Here is a 22,676-nt window from a genome sequence, read left to right on the forward strand (position 1 = left end):
AAAAATGTCTTATCCACCATAGATGCGCTACACAGCATTGATCAAAAGCTTACGCATAAAATTAATTATCTTCTGTATTCTTATGGTGAATGCGAAAAACAAATAAATAGCAAATTAAAGAAATTAAGTTTTTATAATATTAGTTTTATAGTCAAAGATAAGCCAGTACCTTATTCCGAATATTTATCGGATTTACAGAGTGTTGATATAGTAATGACAAACTATATTGAAACTTATTATAGATATAATACTTCAGGGATTTTTTCAGAAGCTTACGCTTTAAATAAAATTATAGTTACATCACCTGATACTTGGATGTCAGCTAATTCAAATAATTGCCCCGGCGTTCTTGTGCTAAAAAACCAGCAAGATGTGGGGCGCACATTGATTTATGCCCTAAGTAATTTTGAAAAAATTAAAAGAAGTATTAGTAGAGCTTATAAAGTTGACAATTTCTATGAAGAATTTATGAGCCTCATGGAATGAAAAGACTCTGCAATGCCTTAATCACCCCCCTTTTTTTTGTGCTGATCACATTTCGGATTGCAGATATTTCAATTGCAAATTTGGAGATACCAAGAAATTCTTTGAATAACATAATGCCCTTTATGGTATTCCCAATTATTTTGATTAATATTCAGATAGTTCCCATTGAATATTTCAAGCGAGCGGCCTTATTTTTTTTACTCCCCATATCGGTGTTAATTTTTAGTTCAGATATTAGGGCATTAGGTTCAATTATTGCTTTGATATTTCTCATACCACTTTACAGAATATTCTTAAGTAGACTTAATCCTAAAAATTTAACTATTATTTTATCTGCAATAATATTTATAATACTTTATGACTTAATTAATTCAAAATATTTTGGAATCTATAATTGGGGGTATTATGGAAGAGATAGGTTATTTCTGGGGATATTCCACCCTAAAGATCAAGCTTATCTAATCATATACCTTTATTTGTTATTAAATTCAATATTATCTAATAAACGATTTGTATCAACAGTCTTCTATTTTTTTTCACTCATTTGCATCTATTTAACAGATTCAAGAGGTGCAATGCTAGGGTTTGTGGTATTCGGAGGCGTATCATTTTTTGGAAATAAGGTTATAAAATTTCTAATACCCATTTCATTATTGGCTATACTTGCTGTTTGTTTTAATTATAACTTTGAAGAAATAAACACATTATCTAGTAATCGAGTTGGCATATGGTTAGATATACTAAATCAAAATATCAATCCATCAAACTCAATTGATTCATCTTTTTTATATTTTAGTTATCATGGTATTTATGGTTTATTTGCGATCATATTTTGGATAATATTCGCATTTATAATTGCATTTAAAAGTTTTGGAGATGAATTAAAATATTTTATATTAATTATTACTTTGGGAATTTTTGATCTTGGCTTATTTTCGTTTTCAAACTTAGTCGCCCTACATTGCTGGACATTGTGCTTGCTGCATGAAGAAAATTAATAGTAAATTTATAAAACTTAAATTTTTGAATGACTTATTTTCACTAATTTTGATATTTTTATTTGGGAAATCAAAATTAAATAGAAATGGAAATAGCATATTAGTTTTAGACTTACACTTACTGGGTGATGCTGTTTTAGATATTCCATTAATCGAGGCTATAAAGCTAAATAATAATGATAAAAATATCTTCTTCCTTACTGGATCTTGGAATAAGCCTCTATTTTCTACAATTGATGTTGACTTCCCAGTTCTCTATATTGATTGCCCCTGGATTAGGAGCGGTAGTGTAGGTACTTTCCTCAAGCAATTGCATAATTTAAAGAAGCAGTTTTCCGATTACTCTTGGAATTATTGTATTGATGTTAGAGGAGATTTTAGAAACATATTGATTCTCTTCTATCTGCGAGTTGGTGGAATTGTCTCTTTTGCCTGGACGGGAGGGGTATATATGCTATCGCGGGTTGTGCATGACGATGGTATATTGAAGCATTTGGCTGCTCATCATGTGATGATATTAAATGCGTTGGGAATTAACTCAACTTTTGAACAATATATTCCGTTCATAAAATTAAATTCCCCGTCAAAAAGATTGAAAATGTTTGCAACGCTAATTCATTTTGGTGCTTCCAAGAGGTTGCGATCTATGCCTTTAGATCAAGCATATAGTATCTTTATAAAAATTAGAGCATCCCATAAAAGGATAATTTTTGTTGTTGATCCTTCCCAGCAGATTGAGTACACCAAAGCAATTGAAAGTATGCTTGTCAAACTCGAGTTTGAATATTTAATGTGGAAGGGTGAGCTTGCTTCTTTGATTGCTTTAATTGGTAGGGTCACTAATGTCTATGCGATGGATAGTGGAATCGCACACTTGAGTGCAGCATTGGGAAAGCAGGTGACCGTTTTCTTTGGGCCATCAGATAAGAATTTAGTTGGGCCACTTGGTCATCATGTTATTAACATACAGGGCCAGGATGCATTAACTGGAGTTTGTGCTAGCTGTGACCACGAATTTTGCAGATCTTTGGAAGCCATGAAGTGCTTTAGAAATATTGCGACAAAGCTTTGATGAAAAAAATTACCATAATAACCGTAGCCCTTAATAGTGAGTCGACAATAAAAAAAACTTTAGATTCAGTATTTAAGCAATCACATGCAGAAATAGAACATATTGTTATTGACGGTGGATCTAGTGATAACACAAGATTAATAGTGCAATCCCACCCTAGCAATCTGATAGCATTTCACGAGCTTAAAGGATCAACTATATATGAGGCCATGAATTACGGGATTCAATTAGCAAAGAATGAATATATAGCCTTTCTAAATTCCGATGATTATTACTTGGACGATGATTCAATATCTAATATTATGAAATTATTTGAAGGTGATGATCGGCTCGACGCAGTGTTTGGTGATGTGGAATTCTTTAATGAAGGTAATGAGAGCAGAGTTATTAGGAGATATCAGTGCAAAGATTTTACGCCAAATGATCTTTGCGATGGAATTATGCCGGCTCATCCAGGAATGGTATTGCGAACAGCTTATTATCGAAGTTTAAATGGTTTTTCTAAGGCCTACAAAATTGCAGCAGATTTTGATTTTATATTCCGATTATTTAGAAAACATAAAATCAAATATATAAATACACAAAGAGTCCTTGTAAGAATGAGAGCTGGTGGAATTAGTACGAGCGGGATAAGGAGTAAGCTACAAATTACAAAAGAAATATACAAATCCATTAGAGAAAATGGAGCCAAAATTAATCTTAGAATTTTATACAAAAGATTTTTTAAAAAATTGCTACAAATCAAGCTATGAATAAATTGATTTTTCGAGTTGGATCAATTGGAGATAGTGTAGTCTCTTTGCCTGCTTTCCATTCTATTAAAGAAAAATTTATCAACGATAAAGTATACCTTTTGTGTGATGATCATGAATTAACCGATGGCAAAGCTGTTAGCTCTTACAAAATTTTTGAATTCTTTAATCTTATAGATGGGTATTTTACTTACGAAGAAAAATCAAAATATAAAAATTTATTCTCATTAAGGAAATTTGTATTACTGAATAATATCTCAACTGTATATTATTTAATGCCTAGTAGATCATTTTTACAAAAATTGAGAGATTACATTTTTTTTAGAATTCTAGGGCTTGAGATAATAGGGATTGATTTATTCAGTAAAGATGAAAATTTATATCTAAAGAATGCTAGGTATGAGCCAGAATCCGCAAGATTACTTCGAAAGCTTAATTTTAAGAGTGCAAATGCCACACAAATACTAAAGATAAAATCCAATATCCACGCCAACAAAGAGGTAACGATAGCAATTGGAACAAAACATAAGGTTAATGATTGGGGATTGGAAAATTGGTATAAGTTAGTATCCCGTCTTGCCGAGGTGCCGACCATCAAATTTAATTTTATAGGCGGACCTGATGATTATGAACCTACAGAGCGGCTATGCTCTTTGATAAAAGATAGATATTCGAATTATTGCGGAATTTCCTCCATAGCAGACTCAATTGCAACGATAGGTAGAAGCAATTTATTTATTGGCCATGATAGCGGTCCAATGCATTTAGCATCATTAACAAGTGCCAAAATTATTGCAATTTACTCTGGAAAGAATCCGCCTGGCATCTGGTATCCTCAGGGCAAGAATATAAACATCTATCGTGCTGATGATGTTAAGAGTATTGAACCTGATGTCATCTTTGAAATTGCAAATAAATTGATAGATGAATAAATCCATTTTAATAACAGGTACAACAGGATATGTTGGGGGTTTCCTTGCTGATTCCTTGGGAGGTGATTTCAGGATTTATGCAATGAATCGACGTCCAATGAAGAGCTTGAATCAAGACTGTCAGATTTTAGTTGATAAAAAATCTAATATTGAATTTGATCGTAACTTAAATATAGATAGCGTAATTCATTGCATGGGCATTGCGCATAAAAAATTTTGGTTAAGTCAAAAACGTATTGAAGAGGTGAATATTGATTTAACGCTAAAAATTGCAAGAGCAGCAATACGAGCCGGCGTAAAAAAATTTATATTCATAAGCACAGCAAATGTCTTTGGGATATCGCACGACCGTCGGAATAATTTTTCTTTTGATTCAGAGTGTCGGCCTAATGGCGCTTATGCATTATCAAAGTTCAAAGCTGAAATTGAGTTAAAAAAAATGTTTGATTTATCTGCAACCCAGCTCATTATTTTGAGGCCGCCGTTAATTTATAGATCTGGATGCTATAAAGGAAATTTAAAGCTACTCGAATTATTTGTAAAATTTAGAATTCCATTGCCAATCGGTCTGCTAACGACTAAAAGAAGTTATCTATCGCTTGAAAATTTAAGTAATTTTATTAGAGTTTGTATAAATGAAAAATTTCAAAGTGAAATACCATTTTTAGTTAGGAATAAAGAGAACCTAACGCTAATGGAAGTGACTGATCTGATATCAAAATCAATTTTGATTGATGCTAAAGTAGTAAATGTAAATTTAAAATTAGTTAAACTAATAACTTACATTCTCTTTGGAAAAAATATAGCCCATAAGTTATTTCAGGAATTAAATCTAAATCAAGAAATAACTATTGCAAGAACTGGCTGGCATCCAGTTGATAGTTAGTAGGTTTATTATGAGTCAAATCATTGCCTTTTTTTTGCTGCTAATTCTTTCTCCAGTGCTGATTTTGGTGGGAATTATTATCAGGATAGACTCTCCTGGTCCGGCGCTCTTTTGGTCTAAGAGGGTGGGGAAAAATTCTATTCTATTTAATATGCCTAAATTTCGTACTATGTATTCCGATTCCCCGGTTGTTGCAACAGATTTACTGCAAAATACAGATGTACACATCACAAAGATTGGGAATATTCTCAGAAGAACAAGTCTAGACGAATTACCACAGCTATATTCGATACTTTGCAATCAAATGCATTTTATTGGACCAAGACCAGCCTTGTATAACCAGTATGATCTTATAGACTTGCGCAAAAAATTTGGGGTTGACTGTTTGTATCCCGGGATAACAGGCTATGCGCAGGTAATTGGGCGTGATAATGTATCTTTAGAAGATAAAGTCTCATTAGATTGCTACTATCTTTTGAATAGGGGTATAAAGTTAGACATCTATATTTTGTTAAAAACTTTCTTGGTAGTATTTTCGCAAAAAAATATAAAGCACTAGCTATGATAAATAAATTGCTTAAATTACCGGGGAAAATAAAAAAAATCATTGTTATCTCAATCGATGTAGTTGGATTTTTTTTGGCATTTGCAATCTCTAAGATTGTGTTGGCTAATGAAGAAATTTATTTAAACGGCGGTATTCATTTTCAAGTTTTATCTGCATTTATTTTCATATTTATAGCTTATAGGTTGGGTTTTTATAATCATTTTTTTAGGTACACAATATTTGAGAGCAATTCCAGGTTAATTAAATTATTTATAAGTTTTTACCTTGCTATCAATTTGGCTGACTATTACCTTAGTCTGACTCTTAGGCCATTTGGAAACTTTTTTCTAACCACAATTTTTTTAATTGAATATATTTGCGTTAGATATATTGCATACTGGTTTATCTCTAACGGTATTAATGATCCCAAAAACAAGATATGTGTAGCAATATATGGGATAGATGATGATTCATATAAGGTCATCGGAATGATCAAACAACTCGGCATCATAAAAGTTGTGGGGATATTTGAGGATGACAATAGAAGACTAGGTTCAGTCTTGCATGGTGTTGAGATCTATTCTGCAGAAAGAATCCCTGAAATATTGTCAAAATATGGTGTTCAGTATCTTTTAGTCAATGAAAGAAGAAAAACCGCCATCAATCAATTTGTAGATGAACTAGTTGGGCTCAAGATATCGATTAAAAATTTGCCTTTATCTAAGGAAATATTAAGCTCCGGGCTAAATTTTAAAAATTTAGATGATTATAAAATTGAAGAATTACTCTATAGAAATGAAACAGATTTAGCTGGCAAGGAGATAAATCAGGAATTAATTGCCAATAGATCCATTTTAATTACGGGGGGTGGCGGCTCGATAGGCGGTGAAATAGCTAAGCAACTTTCTCTTTATAACCCTAAAAAATTAATTATTCTTGACCACTCAGAATACAACCTTTATAAAATTAGAAATGAGATAGTTAGCCTTGATGAGAATACGCTGATCACAATTCTTGGGTCATATGATGATTCTGGACTGGTTCAAGAGTTGATGGGCTTATATCAACCATCCATCATTTTCCATGCTGCAGCATATAAACATGTGCCACTATTAGAGGAAAATGTAATTAAATGCATTCAAAATAACTTTTTAGGGACTGTTAACTTTCTTGAGATTGTTGCGCGGTACGGCATCACTCACTTTACCTATATCAGCTCAGATAAGGCTGTTAGACCAACCAACATAATGGGTGCATCCAAGAGGTTGTGCGAAAAGTATATCCAATGCATGGCCGCTATCAAAAATGAAATTAAGTTTACGATCGTGAGGTTTGGAAATGTTCTGAACTCATCTGGATCAGTTGTGCCTTTGTTTAAATCGCAAATTAAGAACGGGGGACCTGTAACAGTCACTCATCCAGATATTACAAGATATTTTATGACTTTATCTGAGGCGGTATTTCTTGTAATTCAAGCAACTGATATATCAAAATCAGGTGAAATATCTTTACTAGATATGGGCAAGCCAATTAAGATTTTAGAGTTGGCAAAGAGAATGATTGAATTAAGTGGTTTCAATCCAATCCTTGTATTGAATGAAGCTGAAAATTACTCACATGATAGTGCAGTGAGCATACCAATTATTTTTAGCGGGCTTAGGCCTGGCGAGAAATTATATGAAGAGTTATTGATTGAGCAAGATTCCATACCAACAGCGTATTCTAAAATTTATACTGCCTCTGAAAATTATATTAACAATACTGAGATGCAAAAATTTATTTCCGAAATTAAAAATTTAATTGACCATAGAGATGTAAGTGGGGTTTTGCTTCTTGTTGAGAGCTATGCCGAAGCTAATTTTCGATTAAAGCAATCCCCTTTATAACCAATGAATTTAAAATATTTTATATTTGTTGATTTTGAAACGGCGGGCCATCATTTTGATTATGCGAAAAATTTTCAGGTGGCGGTTTCAAGCGAGAACTTCAAGGTGCAGTTTATTGTGCTACAGGGGTTGCCGAATAAATTTTCTTTAAAGGAATGGTATCCCGTAATACAGGGAGGGCGGTCTAGACAAAAATCTTTGAATAAAAGATTCAATCGCTTTGCGTCGAATACTCAGTGGGTATTTAGCGCTATGCCAAGTTTTATCAGTTCCATATCTCGAATCATTGAAGATGGTGATATTGTATTCTTGGAGGATTTTTCTTATAGCGAATTGTGCGCATTTATTGTCGCCTTACTTTTCTCAAACAAGAAAGAATTGCTATTATCGATATTGTTTAGATACTCAGTTAATCAGTCAATTATTAAATACGTTCTTTATAAATTTTTATTCTTGATTGTCAACCTTTTGTTTAGAGAGGTTATTTATTTTTCAGATAGTAATTTACTGTCGAATTCTTGGGAAAAGATTGTTAAGAGAAGAGTAACTACGTTTCCAATTCCTAATAGGTTAGACTATTTAGCGCACAATAAGCCCCCTAGAATTTTTTGGTGGCCCGGTTATCCTCGAGAAGATAAAGGTTTGAATAGAATTATTAAAATCCTCAGTGAGGATCATAGAATATCAGACGCGAAGTTTATCCTAAGCGAGGACGTAAGGAAATTTTTGAAAAACACTTCCTTGCGGATCGAATATATAGATCCTATCCTAAGTACCGATAAGTATTTATCGACCTTCCAAAGAGTGCGGTATGTGATACTTCCATATGACAAAATCAGGTACTCGAAATCAACATCAGGTGTATTTGTCGAGGCCGTTTTGCTAGGCTGCATTCCAGTAGTAGAGCATGGTACATGGATGGCGCAGGAGTTAGATAAGTTCGGACTGATGGATTTAATCGTGGATTTTAATTACTTCGATTTGTCAGATTTTGTGCAGAATATTGAGTCAAATATAGAGAATATTGAGTTTAAACTTCAGGTTATGGGTAAGTTTTATGCTCGATATCATACGGTCGACTCATATAGAGATGAATTTTTTCATGCAATATCGTGCGCATTTTCATAAATTATTAAAAATAATTTTGCGACCAAAAGGGAAATACGCATTTATTCTCTACGCAAAAAAATTACAAAAACTGTCAATTCTTGATGTTGGTTGCGGAAACAATTCATGGAAAGATTTCTTTTTGCTTTATCCGACATGTCAGTATTCTGGTCTAGATATACAAAGTTATGGCACTATAAATAATACCTTTGGTACTAATATTGTTGTTGATCGTGAAGATTTTAATTTACACCTAAAAAAATTTGCTAATTCTTTTGATGTAGTCTTCAGTTCACACAATATAGAGCATTGCGATGACTATAAGCTGACTTTTAATCTACTTAAAAAAGCCACAAAAATCGATGGAATAATATATATATCTTTTCCTACAGAAAAAAGCACTAAATTTCCTAAAAGATCCGGTGCGTTAAATTATTATTCAGATGCCACTCACAAAGACCCGCCTCCAGATTTTAATTACCTAAAGAGAAGTTTGTGCTCTGATGGTTTTGAGATCCTTTATTCATCAAGAAGATATAGGCCGGCCATCTTGTTTTTTTTGGGCCTAATACAGGAGCCACTTTCATATTTACTGAATAAAAATTTAAGATTTACCTGGGGCTTCTATGGTTTTGAGTCAGTTATATGGGCTAAGCGAATTTATTAAGCTTCGGGACGATCGATTTGAGTGTCGAGGGTAGTTGTTGCTAGAGCCGCGGATTATTTTTTGGCTTTAATTATGGATCTAAGCATAAATTGAATATTAGCAAATCCAGCAAAGATACCAACAATCAAACCTGCTATTGTTGAAATAGCTAGCTGCGAGAACCAGCTAGTGGATATGCGTGGATTGCTTGGTACTTTCAAGTAATAGCTTGGGCTGGCATTTATCTCTTCGATTGAGGCAAGGACTTGTTTTGTTGAATGCTGAAGCTGGAATTTCTCTGAGGCAAGGGAATTCTTATATAGCAGCAAGCTGGTGAGATCGCCAGGGGATCCATTTGCCATGGCTTGAATCCGATTTGAAACTATCTTTAAAGAATCATCAATTTGTTTGATTTGACTATAGTCCAAATCTAGTTTTTGATTTAATTTTTGCAGCATGTTTGACTTCTTAGAATTCAGAAAATTCAGTAAATCATCACCTGCAATGGTCACATTTTTTTGTGCTATTACTGGATCTGGTGATTTTGACTGAATGGTAATTGCATTATCTGATTTATTGACATAAGCAGAATTAAAAATTTCAGAAATTATCTGAAATTTTGATGTAGGATCTTGTACGATTGGCTGTTCAGACTGCAGATGAAATTTATATAATTCCAAGGCCTTATTCGCAGAGCTGAATTTATCGTTTTCCGTTGTACCGGTTGCTATAAGCGCGGTGGAGATATATTGCGCAGGGACAGTGATGATAAGCATTATTCCAATGATTAAACCAATTAAAGAGCATGCCGTAATAATCTTATATTGAGCATATAAAAAATCTATATAAGTCTTTAATGGCGGTAGTGCAATTGAGCTTTGGAATTCATTTTTCATGTTTGCATTTGTAACAGACTATTGATGTTAATCACTATTTTACAGATCTTTCACTTTTTACCAAAGGCTGTATTTTTTCTAAAATTTTAAGTGCTCCTGTTGGGCTAATATGTTCTTTATCAATATAAAGGGATTGGCCGATATCAGTTTTATAGGCGCATTTACTTTCGTCGCAGAAAATATGGATAGGATCATATATTACTAACGATGGATTGAGAAGATGAATCTGATTGATCGCCTGCAGATATTGCATTCTTTGATTTTTAAAATCTTGAACATTAATTTCACATTCTGATTGATTGGTGAATTTTATTAACCTTTCGCAGTCGGCCGGTGTTTTTTTGAGCGGTGGCACATCAATGATGTAGACAACTTTTTTCCCTAATTTTTGAAAAGCGTTAATTAATGAGCTATTACCCTGAATAAAAGCTTCTAACTCAGATATAGCCTTATTGTTGGCTAGGTATTTAGACTGGGTATTTTCTGATACGGATGGCATCTTATTCGTTATCAGGATTGTTTTAATTGTGGAAGTTTTTTTTGCTGCCTCTATTGCTGAATTAGCTATTTGATCGCAATAGTTCCCATGCTTTTCAAAAGGATTTGCTGTATAAGAAAAATAAGGATAGAGGTAGCATGAGTTGCCGGCAATAATTGCAGCAGATAAGTTTGGAGAATTTAATAATGGGGTAAACAGCGACACGGCATGGCTATCCCCAATAATTAGTAACTCCGGCTCCGGTGAGTTGGAAAGGCATATTTCTTCGCTGATAGGGGCATGTTGGAGGATGAGTTGGCAGCTTTTATTTGATTTGTTTGCTTTTGCAATTTCCCCAAAATTTATTGATTTGAAAGGCACATTTAAATGCCTGCTGGGTGCCCCATTGCTAAAATAAAAATAGGCGCCGCAAGCAGCTACAAGCATTAGTAAGATCGATAAAAAAACAGCAACAAATTTACCTTTTATATTGACAATATTTCTTTCGATTATGTGAAAAGTGAATATTGCCATGACGATAGAGAAAGCCGCTACCATCAGTAAATGCAATGTACTCAGAGATTCGCTGATATAAGTCTTTGCAAGCGCAAGTAATGGCCAGTGCCATAAATACAGTGGATAGCTGATTAAGCCAAAATAAACAAGGGGTTTTGTAGATAAAAAATATTGATTGATCAATCCTTTGGGGCCATGAGAGATCAATAGCGTTGCCCCAAGAGCTGGAAGAAGGGCGACCATACCTGGAAAATTAGATTCTTTATTAGTAATAAAAAGCCCCAAAATTATTAGGGCACTACCTATCAGGGATCTGGAATTAGCAAAAAACGTCCAATTTACATTTTTCCAAGAGGTATAAGCTAACAAAGATCCCAGCAATAGCTCCCAAGCTCTAGTTGCTAATAGAAAGAAGTTTTCAATAGGGTATGGTTTGACTAGAAAAATATTTAATAAAAATGATGCAAGCATGCAAATTAAAATAATGGGAAGAATTCTCTTTTTTATGCATAGCATTACGATGGGGGGCCATAATAAGTAAAACTGCTCTTCTAGACTTAAGCTCCAAATATTTAATAAAATTTTCTGATGGCTTTGATTGAAATACGTGCTTTCAGACATGTAAAGAAAGTTCTCAATGAATATTGATGCGCCTAAAATATGTTTACCAAGATATCTAAGCTCATTTGCAAAAAGTGTCACATATCCAATAATTGCCACAAAAAGCAATACAAATATTAGGGCGGGGAATAATCTTCGTATTCTTCGAATATAGAAACTTTTCAGGGTAAATAAATTATTTTCAGCTTCATGAAAAATAATTAATGTAATTAGATAGCCTGATATAACAAAAAAAATATCAACACCAATAAAGCCGCCAGGAACTCTATTGGGAAAGAGGTGGAAAAGCAAGACCGAAATAACGGCAACTGCTCTTAAGCCATCAATATCGGGTCTATATGGGATGTGGGCAGAACCTCTCTTCATTAAGGGAATTATGCATTAAGCTAATCACTCGCCCCTTAAATTTTAACTATTTTGTACCCTACCTAATCGCCAACCTCACACACTGCTGTAATGCCCTATGCCGTAGCATCCTTCTAGGCATCTTTTGCCATAGCTCATGGCTATTGCGTACTTCTACAAAGTACTCCCTAACAGTAATAGGCATTAATCGATCTCTTCTATAAATAGAGCACTCTATCCATTCAGGCACTCCTTCTACTAGGGTATCTGCTTGATTAAATACCAGGCCATTAAATTGATGATGTTCATTGAGTAACCTAGAACACCCATCAATACTAATAAAGACTTGCCAATGACCATCCTCATATTGGGTAAAGCCTATTTCATCTTTTAAGGGATCTAAATACCAGTGCTGCATAGTCCGTAGTAATGACAAAATAGTCCTAGCCGGCACTTCAATCTGCAAATCAACCCAAGCTTTGAGCTCTGCCTCACTAATCTCTAAATGAGATGCTGCACCAGCAATCTCTTTGGCAATGAGTTCATGAAAGATGCCAATAGCCTCTGATAAATTTGATTTAGGCTCTTTCGGTGAGGCTGGCTTATCACTACCAAACTGAACAGTTCGTATATTGCCAGTTTGGCTATCAGCCTCAAATGGCAGATCCTCTTTGATCTCAAGTAGATTAGTTTCTTGCTTTTCCAGCAGCTCTTTTAAGGCATGGCTACGTTTACCAGATCTATTGGCACTCACTTTGCTACTAGCAGTTTTCATCTTAGATCCCCCCATTCTTTCATTTTGCTGGTTTAATGACTTCATCACTTCATTGCTCAATTGCTTATTGACTTAACCATTAATCGACTTCACCACCAAGCGCCGACTGTTCTGAACCGGGATCTTGTAGGCGCTAGTAATCTGCGGATGCTCTAGTTCTAGGCGTTTGCTATCTAATCTAAATGAGGGTTTTGGTGCTTTCCAAGTAGCCAGAACCTTTCCTTGGTAGGTAAGTGTTTCTGCTTTCCCCATCTGGTTCATGATGTTTTGCTTAATAGAAGAAATCTCTTCTTCTCGAACTTCAATCTCACCATTAAGGATCTGCAGTCTCTTGGCAAGCTCTAGGGTTTCTTCCTTGGCGTCAACACTCATACTGGAATCTCCTTTGCTAAAGAGCGTTTGGCAGTCAGCTTCACTTTGCGGGGGAGGTGGTATGTCTTTAAGAACATGCTCATTCCAAAAGTGCATTGCCTTGGCAATAATCAGCTTTTCTAAGTCTTTATCCCTGGTGATCTCATAGATCCGAAAGTCACTATTACCAAAGAGCACTGCTAGATCCACTCTAGCAAGATTGGTAATAGCCATATACCAAACGCATTGACATAGGTAACTCATTGGTACCTCATCAGAACCTACTTCGCCCCAGTCGCTAGAGGTAAATGGGCTAGCTGTTTTGCACTCTAGGATTCGGGTAGGAGATTTATCTTGATCGGCACTTAATACAAAGCGATCAATATGTGCGCTCATAAATGAGTGGTGAGGGTGGATATGCGCGGATTCATCATGAAGAAGCTCAAAACCCGTTGCGCGTGAATACTCGTTAGCCACAAAACTTTCAGCAAAGTTACCAAAGCGCAGTGGCAATGAGTCTGCCTTCTTAGCTTCTTTCCCTGTCTTTTCCATCCAGACCTCCAACGGGGTCTTAAAGCGGGAAAGACCCAAAATGGCCCCAATATCGGAGCCACCTATATATTTAGTGCGATCTACGCTAAAATCTTGATTAATAAGCATTTTTTGTCCTTTATATAATATAAATTACTAGTTAATTAGTAATTATTACTAATAATATAGCAAATATAACTTGATTACAAGTGATCAAATACGTGCCGCGCGAGCTCTACTGAGATGGAGTGGCAAAGACTTGGCTGAGAAGACCGGTTTGGGTTTTTCGACCCTGATGCGTTTGGAGGTCCTTGAGGGTGTACCAAGCGCGCAAGCAAAAACTTTGGAGACTATTCAGAAGGTTTTTGAAAGGGCGGGGGTTGAATTCATCGGCACACCTGAGAGTGGGGCAGGGGTGAGGTGGCGCCACAAATGACGCTAATTAAGTTTCCTATAAAGACTGACCACAATGAGAATTAAATTCATACCACTAATCTTTTTGATTGCGGTGTTTGGTTGCACCCCTTTGCCACTAGTTCAAACGCAGAAAAAAATTGAGCCCTATCAAGATGCAAATGCATATTCGCAGGGCAATTGGATTGTTTTGGCTCAATCTTCAAGTAAGGATTGGTACTACGACCCCTCAACACTCTCAAAAGATGATGAAGGAATGATTCTTTTTTGGTCTTACTGGGTCCCCAAATCTGTGGCTACAAACACCAATTTATCGATCGACCAAAAGGCTGTACCCGGCGGTCCTGCGCAAGAGCAAGTGAATGATCCTAGTTTGAAAAATCCTCCATTTAACTCCAAAATATACGGCCCCTATCTACAAAAGATCGATTGTTTTACGAATTTTCATTCATCTGAGAGTCTGATAGATGGTAGTTGTGATTTAAGCGAAGCGCCTGCAGAGGCTCAAAGTGCAATCATAAAAGTCACCATTGACTGCTGGAGAAAGGTCAAACCTAAAACAGCTATCGCCTTTATTGAAAACAGAGTTTGCGGCAGAAAGTTTCCGATGGATACCATTCGCAATTATTTTTTATTTCAGGATCAAGAAGTGTCTTCACCCTCTAAAAAAGCGGGCTCCTCTGAATCTACAAGCTCTCTTGGTGATGGCGCAGTGAAGAAATTGCCAGAGGCAAAAAATCGTCCTAGCGAACTGTTTTATGAAGTAGTGAATAACGAATACATCGTGATCGATGCTAAAAAGAATGTGCGGGAAATGCGCATTTCTAGTTATTTTTTAGATAAAAATCTCTCCCCTAGGCAAAATTATCTCTATAGGGCGAGCTGTAGCGAGAAAGTGGATCATCTTTACCCGCTAGGAAAAAGTGCTGGTCCTATGCGCGCCATTGGCGCTCCTACTTCCTTATCTGGCGTAGCTTTTAACCGGATTTGTGCCGATCATGGCAAATACATGACCCAGGTAACGCGATTCACGCCCTAGCGCTCTACAAGAGGGCAAGATCTGGTTATTTCTTGCCTTCTGCCAATTTAAAAGCGTTCTTGTTTCGTATGAAGTTTTGCAAAAAAGACTTCTAAGAAGAGCTTATCCAACACACCAAAAGATCTGTTGGTGTGTTTACCTAAATCAACACCCGCTTTGTAATGCTGATAATTTTTTTAGGCGCTTGAGCTTTGCAATTTTTTTAAAAGCCAGTAAAATTGAATTGTGGTTCGCTTTTTACAAGAGCATCAATTATTTTCTGTTGGTGGTATTTGAGTGGCAGACAGTCCATTTAAAAACAGAAAATCAAAGCAATAGGCACACAATCTATTGTTCCTTGTAACAAGTTGCAAAATAAAAACCATTGCAATATCCACCGACAAAACGGTGAGCACCCTTGACAACTCAAGGGGCAGTAAATCGCTCGGACATGAGCGGGCAGTAAAGCCCACCGGACATGGTGGTTTTACCTGACAAGAGGTAAATGTTTGCAAGCGGACGGCTTTGCAAATGTGTGATAGCCCAGTGTCGTTTCTGATAAACGAAAAAACACAGTAGTACCAGTCGTAATGGTTTGTGGTAGCCAATCCTATTGCAATTGGAATCGAGATTGCGCATACCTTCGCTAATGGCTTTTTGCTAGTTCATGAGGGTGAGTTGCAAGTCAATTTCAATAGCGCAAGCCTGGCTGCAATAGCCAATACGCTGGCAATCGTACAAGCGCTTTGGACCTCTTCAATATGAAGTGGGTTAAGGCATGACCAATTAATTGATCCCTAAACGGGAAAAAGGAGTAGATATGGCAGCAAACAATAGTACAGAAGTGAGCACAAAAGCAAAGACGAAAGTAAGCGCAAACAGCGGTGCACCAGCAGTCGATGGGGTCAAAGCCCATAGCCAAACGGGCCCGAAAAGTATTGCCGGCAAAAATCGCTCGCGCTGGAATGCGCTGAAAGATGGGGCAAGCGCCAAAAGTTCAGTTCTACCCTTTGAGGATGAAAGGCTGTATCGACGGCATATTCGGGAGGTAGAGAGGGCCCTTGCTCCAGCAAATTACGTTGAAGCGCAATTGGTGCGAGAGTATGCCGAAGGGCTGTGGCGCATCACGCGTCATGAAAAACGTGGGGTCTATGAGCGCGAAAAAATTCTCGAGCGCATTACAGCGCCGATGGTAGCCGATATGTTGGGTTTAGATGAGCGCTATATTGCCCGCGCTCCAGCGTTTTTAACGAATCTCAAACACAAAATTGCCAAGCGCGATGCTACCCATGCCAGCGAGCTGTTACTGCTATACCGACATTTGCAAGAGAACGCAAAAGGCATTGGCAACTTTCAGATGGTCTGGGCGCAATATCAAAATCTCTTTCGGGCGCTTAGTGCGTATTTGCAGCAGATTCAACCGGGCTCAACTACGGTCGTCAATGGATTAGACCAAGGCTTAAATCTGGCTTGGCAGCAAAAGCCTGAAGTGCTCCTCAAATGGTTAGATCAGTTTGCTACCCATTTATTTTATGTGGCTAACTTTGAGCAATTTAAGCCAACGATACGGGTGTGGATGGAGAGTTGGTTCTTTTTGCAAAAAACTGAGATGCGGCGCCTAGAGCGTGATGATCAGATTGTGCTCAAAGAGCGCAATCACGTGCACTCGCTATTGGATCGGATTGTGCGTATTCGTAAAAGTCAGGTGTATGGCAATTGCAATGCCAAAGCCATAGCTAGTGTGAGCGCTGCCAATCAGGAGGTGTTTATAAAAAACGAAATGGCATAAAGTCCTTTGTATTCAAGCGCTTACTCAATACGCCAGTCAGTAAAAAAGCAACTTGAACATGATTTTTTGATCGTTTTTTTTGGCCTTGTATGTTGTAAACGCAGTTAGTTGTTTGCATGCTTTGCTACTGCGAAGCATTGCGGTTCTTTAACAATTTGTGAACAGAGTTTGCAAGCCCTAGGTGATTAATGGCCTGGAGCTTGCAAGAGGCGAGGCATGCCGCTCAAATGCGGCGATGCTCTGAAAGTGGAAGCAAGGAATTGGGAATGTGTTTTAAGGCACCAAACTTAAAAACAAATACTCAAAGAAGATGATCAGATGCACCACGCCTTGCAATAGGGTGGTTCTGCCAATCGTTAGTGTTAATGCCCCAATAAAGAAGGTAAGGTACATGAGCGTCATATTTAGGTCGCTAATACCTAGGCTTAATGGAAGGTTAAAGAAAATGGCAATCGCCGCAATTGTGGGGATCGATAAACCAATACTTGCTAGCGCTGATCCCAGAGCTAAGTTCAAACTACTTTGCAGACGATTGGCTTTGGCTGCGCGCACGGCGGCGTAGCCTTCAGGCATGAGGACTAACATGGCAATGGCAATACCCACAATCGTTTTGGGCGCCCCAGCGGCTTTAACGCCCGCTTCAATGGCTGGGCTGAGCAATTCGGCAAGACCAACCACCACAATCAGGGAGGTAATTAATAGAACTACGCTAACCGCTGTTTTGAGATTGCTCGGTTTTTCTGCATGGGCATTACTATCCTTTTTTTGTTCTTCATTCTTAGGTAAGTAATAGTCTCGATGACTCACTGTCTGAAAAAATAAGAAAGCAGCATACAGCGCAAAAGAAGCAATGCCAGCAAATGCCAACTGGCTCTTGGTAAAGTCTGGCCCAGGAGTGCTCACGGTGACAATGGGCATGACCAAAATGAAAGTAGCTAATGCGGTGAGTACTGCTAGGGCAGAGTTGGTGCCTTCATTGCGAAAGCCCATTTCGTGATGGTGTAGGCCGCCGATAAAAATACATAAACCAATCACGCCATTAATCACAATCATGACGGTGGCAAACACGGCATCACGCGCAATAAATTGTGAGCCTTCATGACCTGAGAGCATCATCGAGATAATCAGGGATACCTCAATAATGGTGACGCTAATCGCAAGGACTAATGCGCCATACGGTTCACCGGTTTTGTGGGCGATGACTTCAGCATGGTGAACTGCCGACAGTACGCCACCAATCAGTAGGGCTGCCATGATGGCAATGAACCAAGATTGGTTTGCAAGTTGGTGTACAGATTCCAGCATAGGCTTATCAAATAATGGGATAAAAATGGGATAAATATGAGTATGATTATGCGATGATTTGCTAGGCTTTGGAAAATTTACTGCATATGAAAGCGATTATTCTGTTTGGCCATGGTGCTCGTGATTCCCGTTGGCGCGAGCCTTTTGATCGCTTAGCCGATCTTTGGCGTGCGCAGCACCCAGATGTTTTGATAGAGCTCGCCTTTCTAGAAATGATGCAACCAAGCTTGCCAGAGGCGGTGGCCTCATTAGTAGGGCGGGGCGTTACCCACATTACGGTAGTGCCAGTATTTTTTGGTCAAGGTGGGCACCTACGCAATGACTTCCCGGCGCTACTATCTAGTTGTCAAGAACAGTATCCGCAGATTGTCTTAAATGCGACCGGTGCCGTTGGCGAGGATCTGAGTGTTTTGCAGGCGATCATCGATTTTGGGGCTAGAGCTTTGTGAGTTAGTCGTTTTTGTTTGGCTTGTTTCGTTTCTCAAGGCTTCACCTACCATGATGAGTGCTGGCAAGTGGCTATCAAACCATTGATCTGCTTTACCTGTGGCAAGCTCGCCAAGCGTACTGCTCCATTGGCGCTCACGAGGGGTGCTTACCGCCTCTAAGATGTGTACTGGCGTATTGGGGTTATGAATGCAATTTACCAAATTAGCGCCGTTATCAATTAATTGCTGGGCGATCTTGGTGGCATCTTTGCGACCCATGTAATAGACCAAAGTATCGGCACAAGGGTTGTTCATGGGTTGCAAAGCCACAGTCTGCTGAGCTTGCTTTGATTGATCGCCTTCGGCTGCTTGTGCCAAAGTCACAAAAGCAACACTACGGGAGACGCCGCGCAAAGTGAGTGATTGTTGCAAGCTCGCAGCGCCAGCCAGTGCGGCGGTAACACCGGGTACTACTTCAACAGCGATGCCATTATCTTTTAATGCCTGAATCTCTTCATCGGCTCTACCAAAGAGCATAGGGTCGCCCCCTTTTAAGCGGACGATCACTTGAAATTTGTGAGCGGCATCAACTAACCGCTTATTAATAAAGTGTTGTGCGGAGGACAGTTTTCCGCAACGCTTGCCTACAGCAATCTTTTCTGCTTGTGGGCATAGCGCAAGCATTTGCGTATCAACAAGCGCATCATAAAATACGATATCAGCTTGAGCGAGTAACTTTGCGCCTCGAACAGTAATTAAATCAACAGCGCCAGGACCAGCCCCTACTAAATACACTTTACCAAGTGCATTTTTTTCTAAATGATTTTGCTGGGTCATGAGTTGGTGGGTAGATAGGGAAGTGGGTGGATTAAAGCGTGTTTGATTTTAAATACTTAAGCTTGCTCGTTTATCACGCCAACTATTTTGGGTGGTCACAGAGTACAAATCAAATTGCTTTAAGGCGACATCGAGGTTCTGATCAGGGCGCAGTGCAAAGCTATCAAAACCTACGCGAGCACCTTGCAAGAGTTGGTCAATTAGCACATCCCCAATCGCACGAATTTCACCAGTCCATGCAAAGCGATCACGCAATAGGGCTGCGGTACTAAAGCTTCTGCCATCTCGAAAGATAGGGAAATGTGCTGCCACTAGAGGCCACACTTTTTTGCCTTCATTGATTAGCTCTACATGCTTCAGAATGTCATCATCGGCCGCAAACCAAATACCAATCTGTCCCCCTTTGGTCTTTGCCTGAATATCTGCCTCTTCGTGATGACTGATCCACCATTTAAATGGCACCAGCACTTTGGCCTTGCCATGCTCTAAATCAGGTAGGCCGCCCTCATCCTGACTACCGCTCCAGATAAGCCATTCATTAGGGGTTAAGCTGGGTTTGCCATCTTTTGGAAAATGTAAGACGTGCTCATGAGCAGCAATCGCATTGGAAGAATTTGCATTCGTCAGACTCATGATGCGTCCTCCCCAGTGACTTTGCTATCCGCTTTCTCTTTCTTTTTGGCATTCTTATATGCCGCCTCTTTAAAGGGCGCGACACCCAAGCGGTTATATGTCTGAATAAATGCCTCGCCATCAGCACGTTGCTCAACATAGGCATTGATGATGTTCGTCATGACATCGGGGATTTCATCTGCGTAGAAAGAAGGTCCGATCACTTTGCCAATCGCAGCATCATTGCCCTGCTCGCCACCTAGAGTAATTTGATACCACTCTTCACCGTCTTTATCGACACCTAATACGCCAATATTGCCGACGTGGTGGTGGCCGCAAGAGTTAATACAACCTGAGATATTTAAGGAGATATCGCCTAGGTCAAATAAGTAATCAAGATCATCAAAACGCTCCTGAATTGCCTTGGCAATTGGGAGAGATTTGGCATTGGCTAGGGAGCAGAAGTCACCACCAGGGCAAGCGATGATGTCAGTGAGTAGGCCAACGTTCGGTAACGCCACTTTTTGTTTTTTCGCCTCTTGCCAAAGTTCATAAAGCTTGGATTGCTCAACATCAGCTAAAACTAAATTTTGTTCATGGGTTGCGCGCAATTCACCAAAACTATATTGATCTGCCAAATCTGCGATAGCTAACATTTGTGCCGTAGTGGCATCACCAGGAGCAACTGAACCATGTGGCTTGAGTGATAGCACGACGCTGGCATAACCTGGAACTTGATGGGGTTTAATGTTACGCTCTAACCATCTCGCAAACGCTGCCTTATCCTCATCTTTGGCAAGACTGATGACTTGCTCATTAGTCAACTTTTGCAAGCTCTTGTAAGCTGGTTTCGTGAAATGCTTCGCTACACGATCCCATTCCGCTTGCGTGAAATTGTCATCGCCATCTTTAATGTGTAGCCATTCACCCTCAACTTGGCGGGCGAACTCTTCAGGACTTAAGGCTTTGACCAAAATCTTGATACGAGCCTTATAAAGATTGTCTCTGCGACCGAAGCGGTTATAGACGCGCAGTAGAGCAGTGAGATAGCTTGGTAGTAATTGCCAAGGCAATGCTTGCTTGATGAGTGATCCCAAAATTGGCGTACGACCCATGCCGCCGCCAGCATAAATGTCAGCAATTAATTCGCCACTAGTATTTTTCTTGAGTTCAATGCCAACATCATGGCAAAGTAGAATAGTGCGATCTTCTTTAGCGCCATTGATTGCAAATTTAAATTTGCGTGGCAAGTGAGCAAACTCAGGATGGAGTGTTGACCACTGACGCAATAGTTCACATACGGGACGTGGATCTACGTATTCGTCGCCAGCAACACCCGCAAATGCATCACTTGTGATATTGCGTATGCAGTTACCTGAAGTTTGAATGGCATGCATTTCAACTTTGGCAAGTTCAGCCAAAATATCGGGAGTATCTTCTAAAGTGACCCAGTTGTACTGAATGTTCTGGCGGGTAGTGAAGTGACCATAGCCCCGGTCATACTTCTCAGCAATGTGCGCCATCGTGCGTAACTGTTTAGAGTTAAACAATCCATAGGGAATAGCAACGCGCAACATATAAGCATGGCGCTGGTGATACAGGCCATTTTGTAATCGCAGTGGGCGAAACTCTTCTTCAGCAAGACTGCCGTCCAAGCGCCTCGCAACCTGATCTCTAAATTGTGCAACCCGTTGATTTACAAGGGTTTGGTCAATGTGGTCGTATTTATACATAGACCGCAATTGTCACGGATTTTCAATATTCCATCAAATACTGAAAAATCTGTCTTATATAACTATTGGCTATATAGATTTATAGGCCATATTCACGATAGTGCCTGTAGAGATTGGCGATTGAGGCAAACCCAAGAATTACGATGAGGATTGCAAACAAATGTTCAATAGTGAAGTGCTGAAAAACGCCGAGTTGTAACAACACCGCTGCTGCAACAAAAGCGCCTATGGAGCCAAAGGTGACTAATTTAAAGTTAGGCACGAAAGCGCCCAAGGTGATTGCAATAAATACTAAGTAAAGATCTGAGACCAACTGATCAGCTGTAACAAAAATAGCATTGGTCATTTCAGGGTTGGAAAATTTACCCACAACTGCCAGGGCCAAGATGCTAGCCAAGATCATGAAATTGAGTTTAGCTTTGCTTAGAACTGTTTTGAGTTGAGTATTCATCTAATGTGTTCTTGTTTAACCACCATTACCGCTAAAGACAAGGCCCATACCAAGCCAAAGCAATGCAAAAGCAACCAATATCGTAAAGCCGATCTTTTTGAGGAAATGGTCAAGGCTATTCATATAGTCTTCATCGTTACGCCCAAACCAGGTATCAAAGCGCTTCCAGACAAGACGACCTACAAACAATGGAAGCAGCATGGCAATAATGCCAAGAATGACGGTGAAAGTGGTATTCATAACATTTCTCTATTACAGACGTGT

General features: G+C 38.7%; 24 protein-coding genes. 14 read left to right on the plus strand and 10 right to left on the minus strand.

The features are described from left to right. The first annotated feature begins 482 nt into the window (after positions 1-482). Genes NHB35_RS01820 through NHB35_RS01860 form a run of 9 tightly spaced genes read left to right on the plus strand, consistent with a single transcriptional unit; the run spans position 483 to position 9,333 of the window. Entirely contained in the window at positions 483-1,484 is a 1,002-nt protein-coding gene (locus NHB35_RS01820) for a hypothetical protein (RefSeq protein ID WP_353432684.1), read from the plus strand. After that, positions 1,471-2,556, plus strand: coding sequence for a glycosyltransferase family 9 protein (locus NHB35_RS01825; protein ID WP_353432685.1), 1,086 nt, complete (start codon positions 1,471-1,473; stop codon positions 2,554-2,556). Before NHB35_RS01820 ends, NHB35_RS01825 begins: the two co-directional genes overlap by 14 nt. After that, a complete protein-coding gene (locus tag NHB35_RS01830; protein ID WP_353432686.1) occupies positions 2,556-3,308 on the plus strand; it encodes a glycosyltransferase in 753 nt (250 codons plus the stop codon). The genes NHB35_RS01825 and NHB35_RS01830 overlap by 1 nt, the downstream gene beginning before the upstream one ends. Then, a complete protein-coding gene (locus NHB35_RS01835; protein ID WP_353432687.1) occupies positions 3,305-4,240 on the plus strand; it encodes a glycosyltransferase family 9 protein in 936 nt (311 codons plus the stop codon). Before NHB35_RS01830 ends, NHB35_RS01835 begins: the two co-directional genes overlap by 4 nt. Continuing rightward, positions 4,233-5,126 (plus strand): NAD-dependent epimerase/dehydratase family protein, encoded by an 894-nt coding sequence (locus NHB35_RS01840; protein WP_353432688.1) that lies wholly within the window; start codon positions 4,233-4,235, stop codon positions 5,124-5,126. Before NHB35_RS01835 ends, NHB35_RS01840 begins: the two co-directional genes overlap by 8 nt. Before the next feature lie 10 nt (positions 5,127-5,136). After that, positions 5,137-5,685 carry a sugar transferase gene (locus NHB35_RS01845; RefSeq protein ID WP_353432690.1) on the plus strand — a complete coding sequence of 183 codons (549 nt, stop codon included), beginning with the start codon at positions 5,137-5,139 and terminating at the stop codon, positions 5,683-5,685. A 2-nt stretch (positions 5,686-5,687) separates the two neighbouring features. Then, the gene (locus NHB35_RS01850; protein WP_353432691.1) at positions 5,688-7,559 is read left to right on the plus strand and encodes a polysaccharide biosynthesis protein; all 1,872 of its coding nucleotides are present in this window, start codon (positions 5,688-5,690) and stop codon (positions 7,557-7,559) included. A gap of 3 nt (positions 7,560-7,562) precedes the next feature. Continuing rightward, the gene (locus NHB35_RS01855; protein WP_353432692.1) at positions 7,563-8,687 is read left to right on the plus strand and encodes a hypothetical protein; all 1,125 of its coding nucleotides are present in this window, start codon (positions 7,563-7,565) and stop codon (positions 8,685-8,687) included. Then, positions 8,662-9,333, plus strand: coding sequence for a methyltransferase domain-containing protein (locus NHB35_RS01860; protein WP_353432693.1), 672 nt, complete (start codon positions 8,662-8,664; stop codon positions 9,331-9,333). The genes NHB35_RS01855 and NHB35_RS01860 overlap by 26 nt, the downstream gene beginning before the upstream one ends. Before the next feature lie 53 nt (positions 9,334-9,386). Here the strand turns inward: NHB35_RS01860 and NHB35_RS01865 are convergent, their stop codons facing one another. The 4 genes from NHB35_RS01865 to NHB35_RS01880 all read right to left on the minus strand — a co-directional run bounded on the left by NHB35_RS01865 (position 9,387) and on the right by NHB35_RS01880 (position 13,954). Continuing rightward, positions 9,387-10,208, minus strand: a complete 822-nt coding sequence (locus NHB35_RS01865) for a hypothetical protein (RefSeq protein WP_353432694.1) — start codon at positions 10,206-10,208, stop codon at positions 9,387-9,389. A gap of 34 nt (positions 10,209-10,242) precedes the next feature. Further along, positions 10,243-12,189, minus strand: coding sequence for an acyltransferase family protein (locus NHB35_RS01870; protein WP_353432696.1), 1,947 nt, complete (start codon positions 12,187-12,189; stop codon positions 10,243-10,245). Between the two features lie 58 nt (positions 12,190-12,247). Next, positions 12,248-12,943: a recombinase RecT gene (locus NHB35_RS01875; RefSeq protein ID WP_353432697.1), complete on the minus strand. Its 696-nt coding sequence runs from the start codon at positions 12,941-12,943 to the stop codon at positions 12,248-12,250. A 72-nt stretch (positions 12,944-13,015) separates the two neighbouring features. Beyond that, a complete protein-coding gene (locus NHB35_RS01880) occupies positions 13,016-13,954 on the minus strand; it encodes a lambda-exonuclease family protein (RefSeq protein WP_353432698.1) in 939 nt (312 codons plus the stop codon). 70 nt (positions 13,955-14,024) lie between these two features. Between NHB35_RS01880 and NHB35_RS01885 the strand changes: the two genes are divergently transcribed. The 4 genes from NHB35_RS01885 to NHB35_RS01900 all read left to right on the plus strand — a co-directional run bounded on the left by NHB35_RS01885 (position 14,025) and on the right by NHB35_RS01900 (position 17,046). Next, entirely contained in the window at positions 14,025-14,261 is a 237-nt protein-coding gene (locus tag NHB35_RS01885) for a helix-turn-helix domain-containing protein (RefSeq protein ID WP_353432699.1), read from the plus strand. Between the two features lie 33 nt (positions 14,262-14,294). Beyond that, positions 14,295-15,278, plus strand: a complete 984-nt coding sequence (locus NHB35_RS01890) for a hypothetical protein (protein ID WP_353432700.1) — start codon at positions 14,295-14,297, stop codon at positions 15,276-15,278. A gap of 576 nt (positions 15,279-15,854) precedes the next feature. Further along, on the plus strand, positions 15,855-16,022 hold the full coding sequence (locus tag NHB35_RS01895) for a hypothetical protein (protein WP_353432701.1): 168 nt from the start codon (positions 15,855-15,857) through the stop codon (positions 16,020-16,022). Positions 16,023-16,077: 55 nt separating this feature from the next. After that, positions 16,078-17,046: a hypothetical protein gene (locus NHB35_RS01900; protein ID WP_353432702.1), complete on the plus strand. Its 969-nt coding sequence runs from the start codon at positions 16,078-16,080 to the stop codon at positions 17,044-17,046. A gap of 273 nt (positions 17,047-17,319) precedes the next feature. Here NHB35_RS01900 and NHB35_RS01905 read toward each other — a convergent pair whose 3' ends face one another. Continuing rightward, on the minus strand, positions 17,320-18,351 hold the full coding sequence (locus NHB35_RS01905) for an ionic transporter y4hA (RefSeq protein ID WP_353432703.1): 1,032 nt from the start codon (positions 18,349-18,351) through the stop codon (positions 17,320-17,322). 86 nt (positions 18,352-18,437) lie between these two features. Between NHB35_RS01905 and NHB35_RS01910 the strand changes: the two genes are divergently transcribed. Beyond that, a complete protein-coding gene (locus tag NHB35_RS01910) occupies positions 18,438-18,800 on the plus strand; it encodes a CbiX/SirB N-terminal domain-containing protein (protein WP_353432704.1) in 363 nt (120 codons plus the stop codon). Here NHB35_RS01910 and cobA read toward each other — a convergent pair. The 5 genes from cobA to NHB35_RS01935 all read right to left on the minus strand — a co-directional run bounded on the left by cobA (position 18,723) and on the right by NHB35_RS01935 (position 22,652). Then, complete coding sequence (gene cobA, locus NHB35_RS01915; protein WP_353432705.1) at positions 18,723-19,616, minus strand: uroporphyrinogen-III C-methyltransferase; 894 nt, start codon at positions 19,614-19,616, stop codon at positions 18,723-18,725. The genes NHB35_RS01910 and cobA overlap by 78 nt on opposite strands. 48 nt (positions 19,617-19,664) lie before the next feature. After that, positions 19,665-20,249 carry a DUF934 domain-containing protein gene (locus NHB35_RS01920; RefSeq protein WP_353432706.1) on the minus strand — a complete coding sequence of 195 codons (585 nt, stop codon included), beginning with the start codon at positions 20,247-20,249 and terminating at the stop codon, positions 19,665-19,667. After that, positions 20,246-21,961, minus strand: coding sequence for a nitrite/sulfite reductase (locus NHB35_RS01925; protein ID WP_353432707.1), 1,716 nt, complete (start codon positions 21,959-21,961; stop codon positions 20,246-20,248). The genes NHB35_RS01920 and NHB35_RS01925 overlap by 4 nt, the downstream gene beginning before the upstream one ends. Positions 21,962-22,040: 79 nt before the next feature. Next, positions 22,041-22,412, minus strand: a complete 372-nt coding sequence (locus NHB35_RS01930; RefSeq protein ID WP_353432708.1) for a hypothetical protein — start codon at positions 22,410-22,412, stop codon at positions 22,041-22,043. A 15-nt stretch (positions 22,413-22,427) separates the two neighbouring features. Beyond that, positions 22,428-22,652, minus strand: a complete 225-nt coding sequence (locus NHB35_RS01935) for a hypothetical protein (RefSeq protein WP_353432709.1) — start codon at positions 22,650-22,652, stop codon at positions 22,428-22,430. Between the last annotated feature and the right edge of the window lie 24 nt (positions 22,653-22,676).

This window comes from Polynucleobacter sp. MWH-UH23A (assembly GCF_040409805.1).
Lineage (GTDB): Bacteria > Pseudomonadota > Gammaproteobacteria > Burkholderiales > Burkholderiaceae > Polynucleobacter.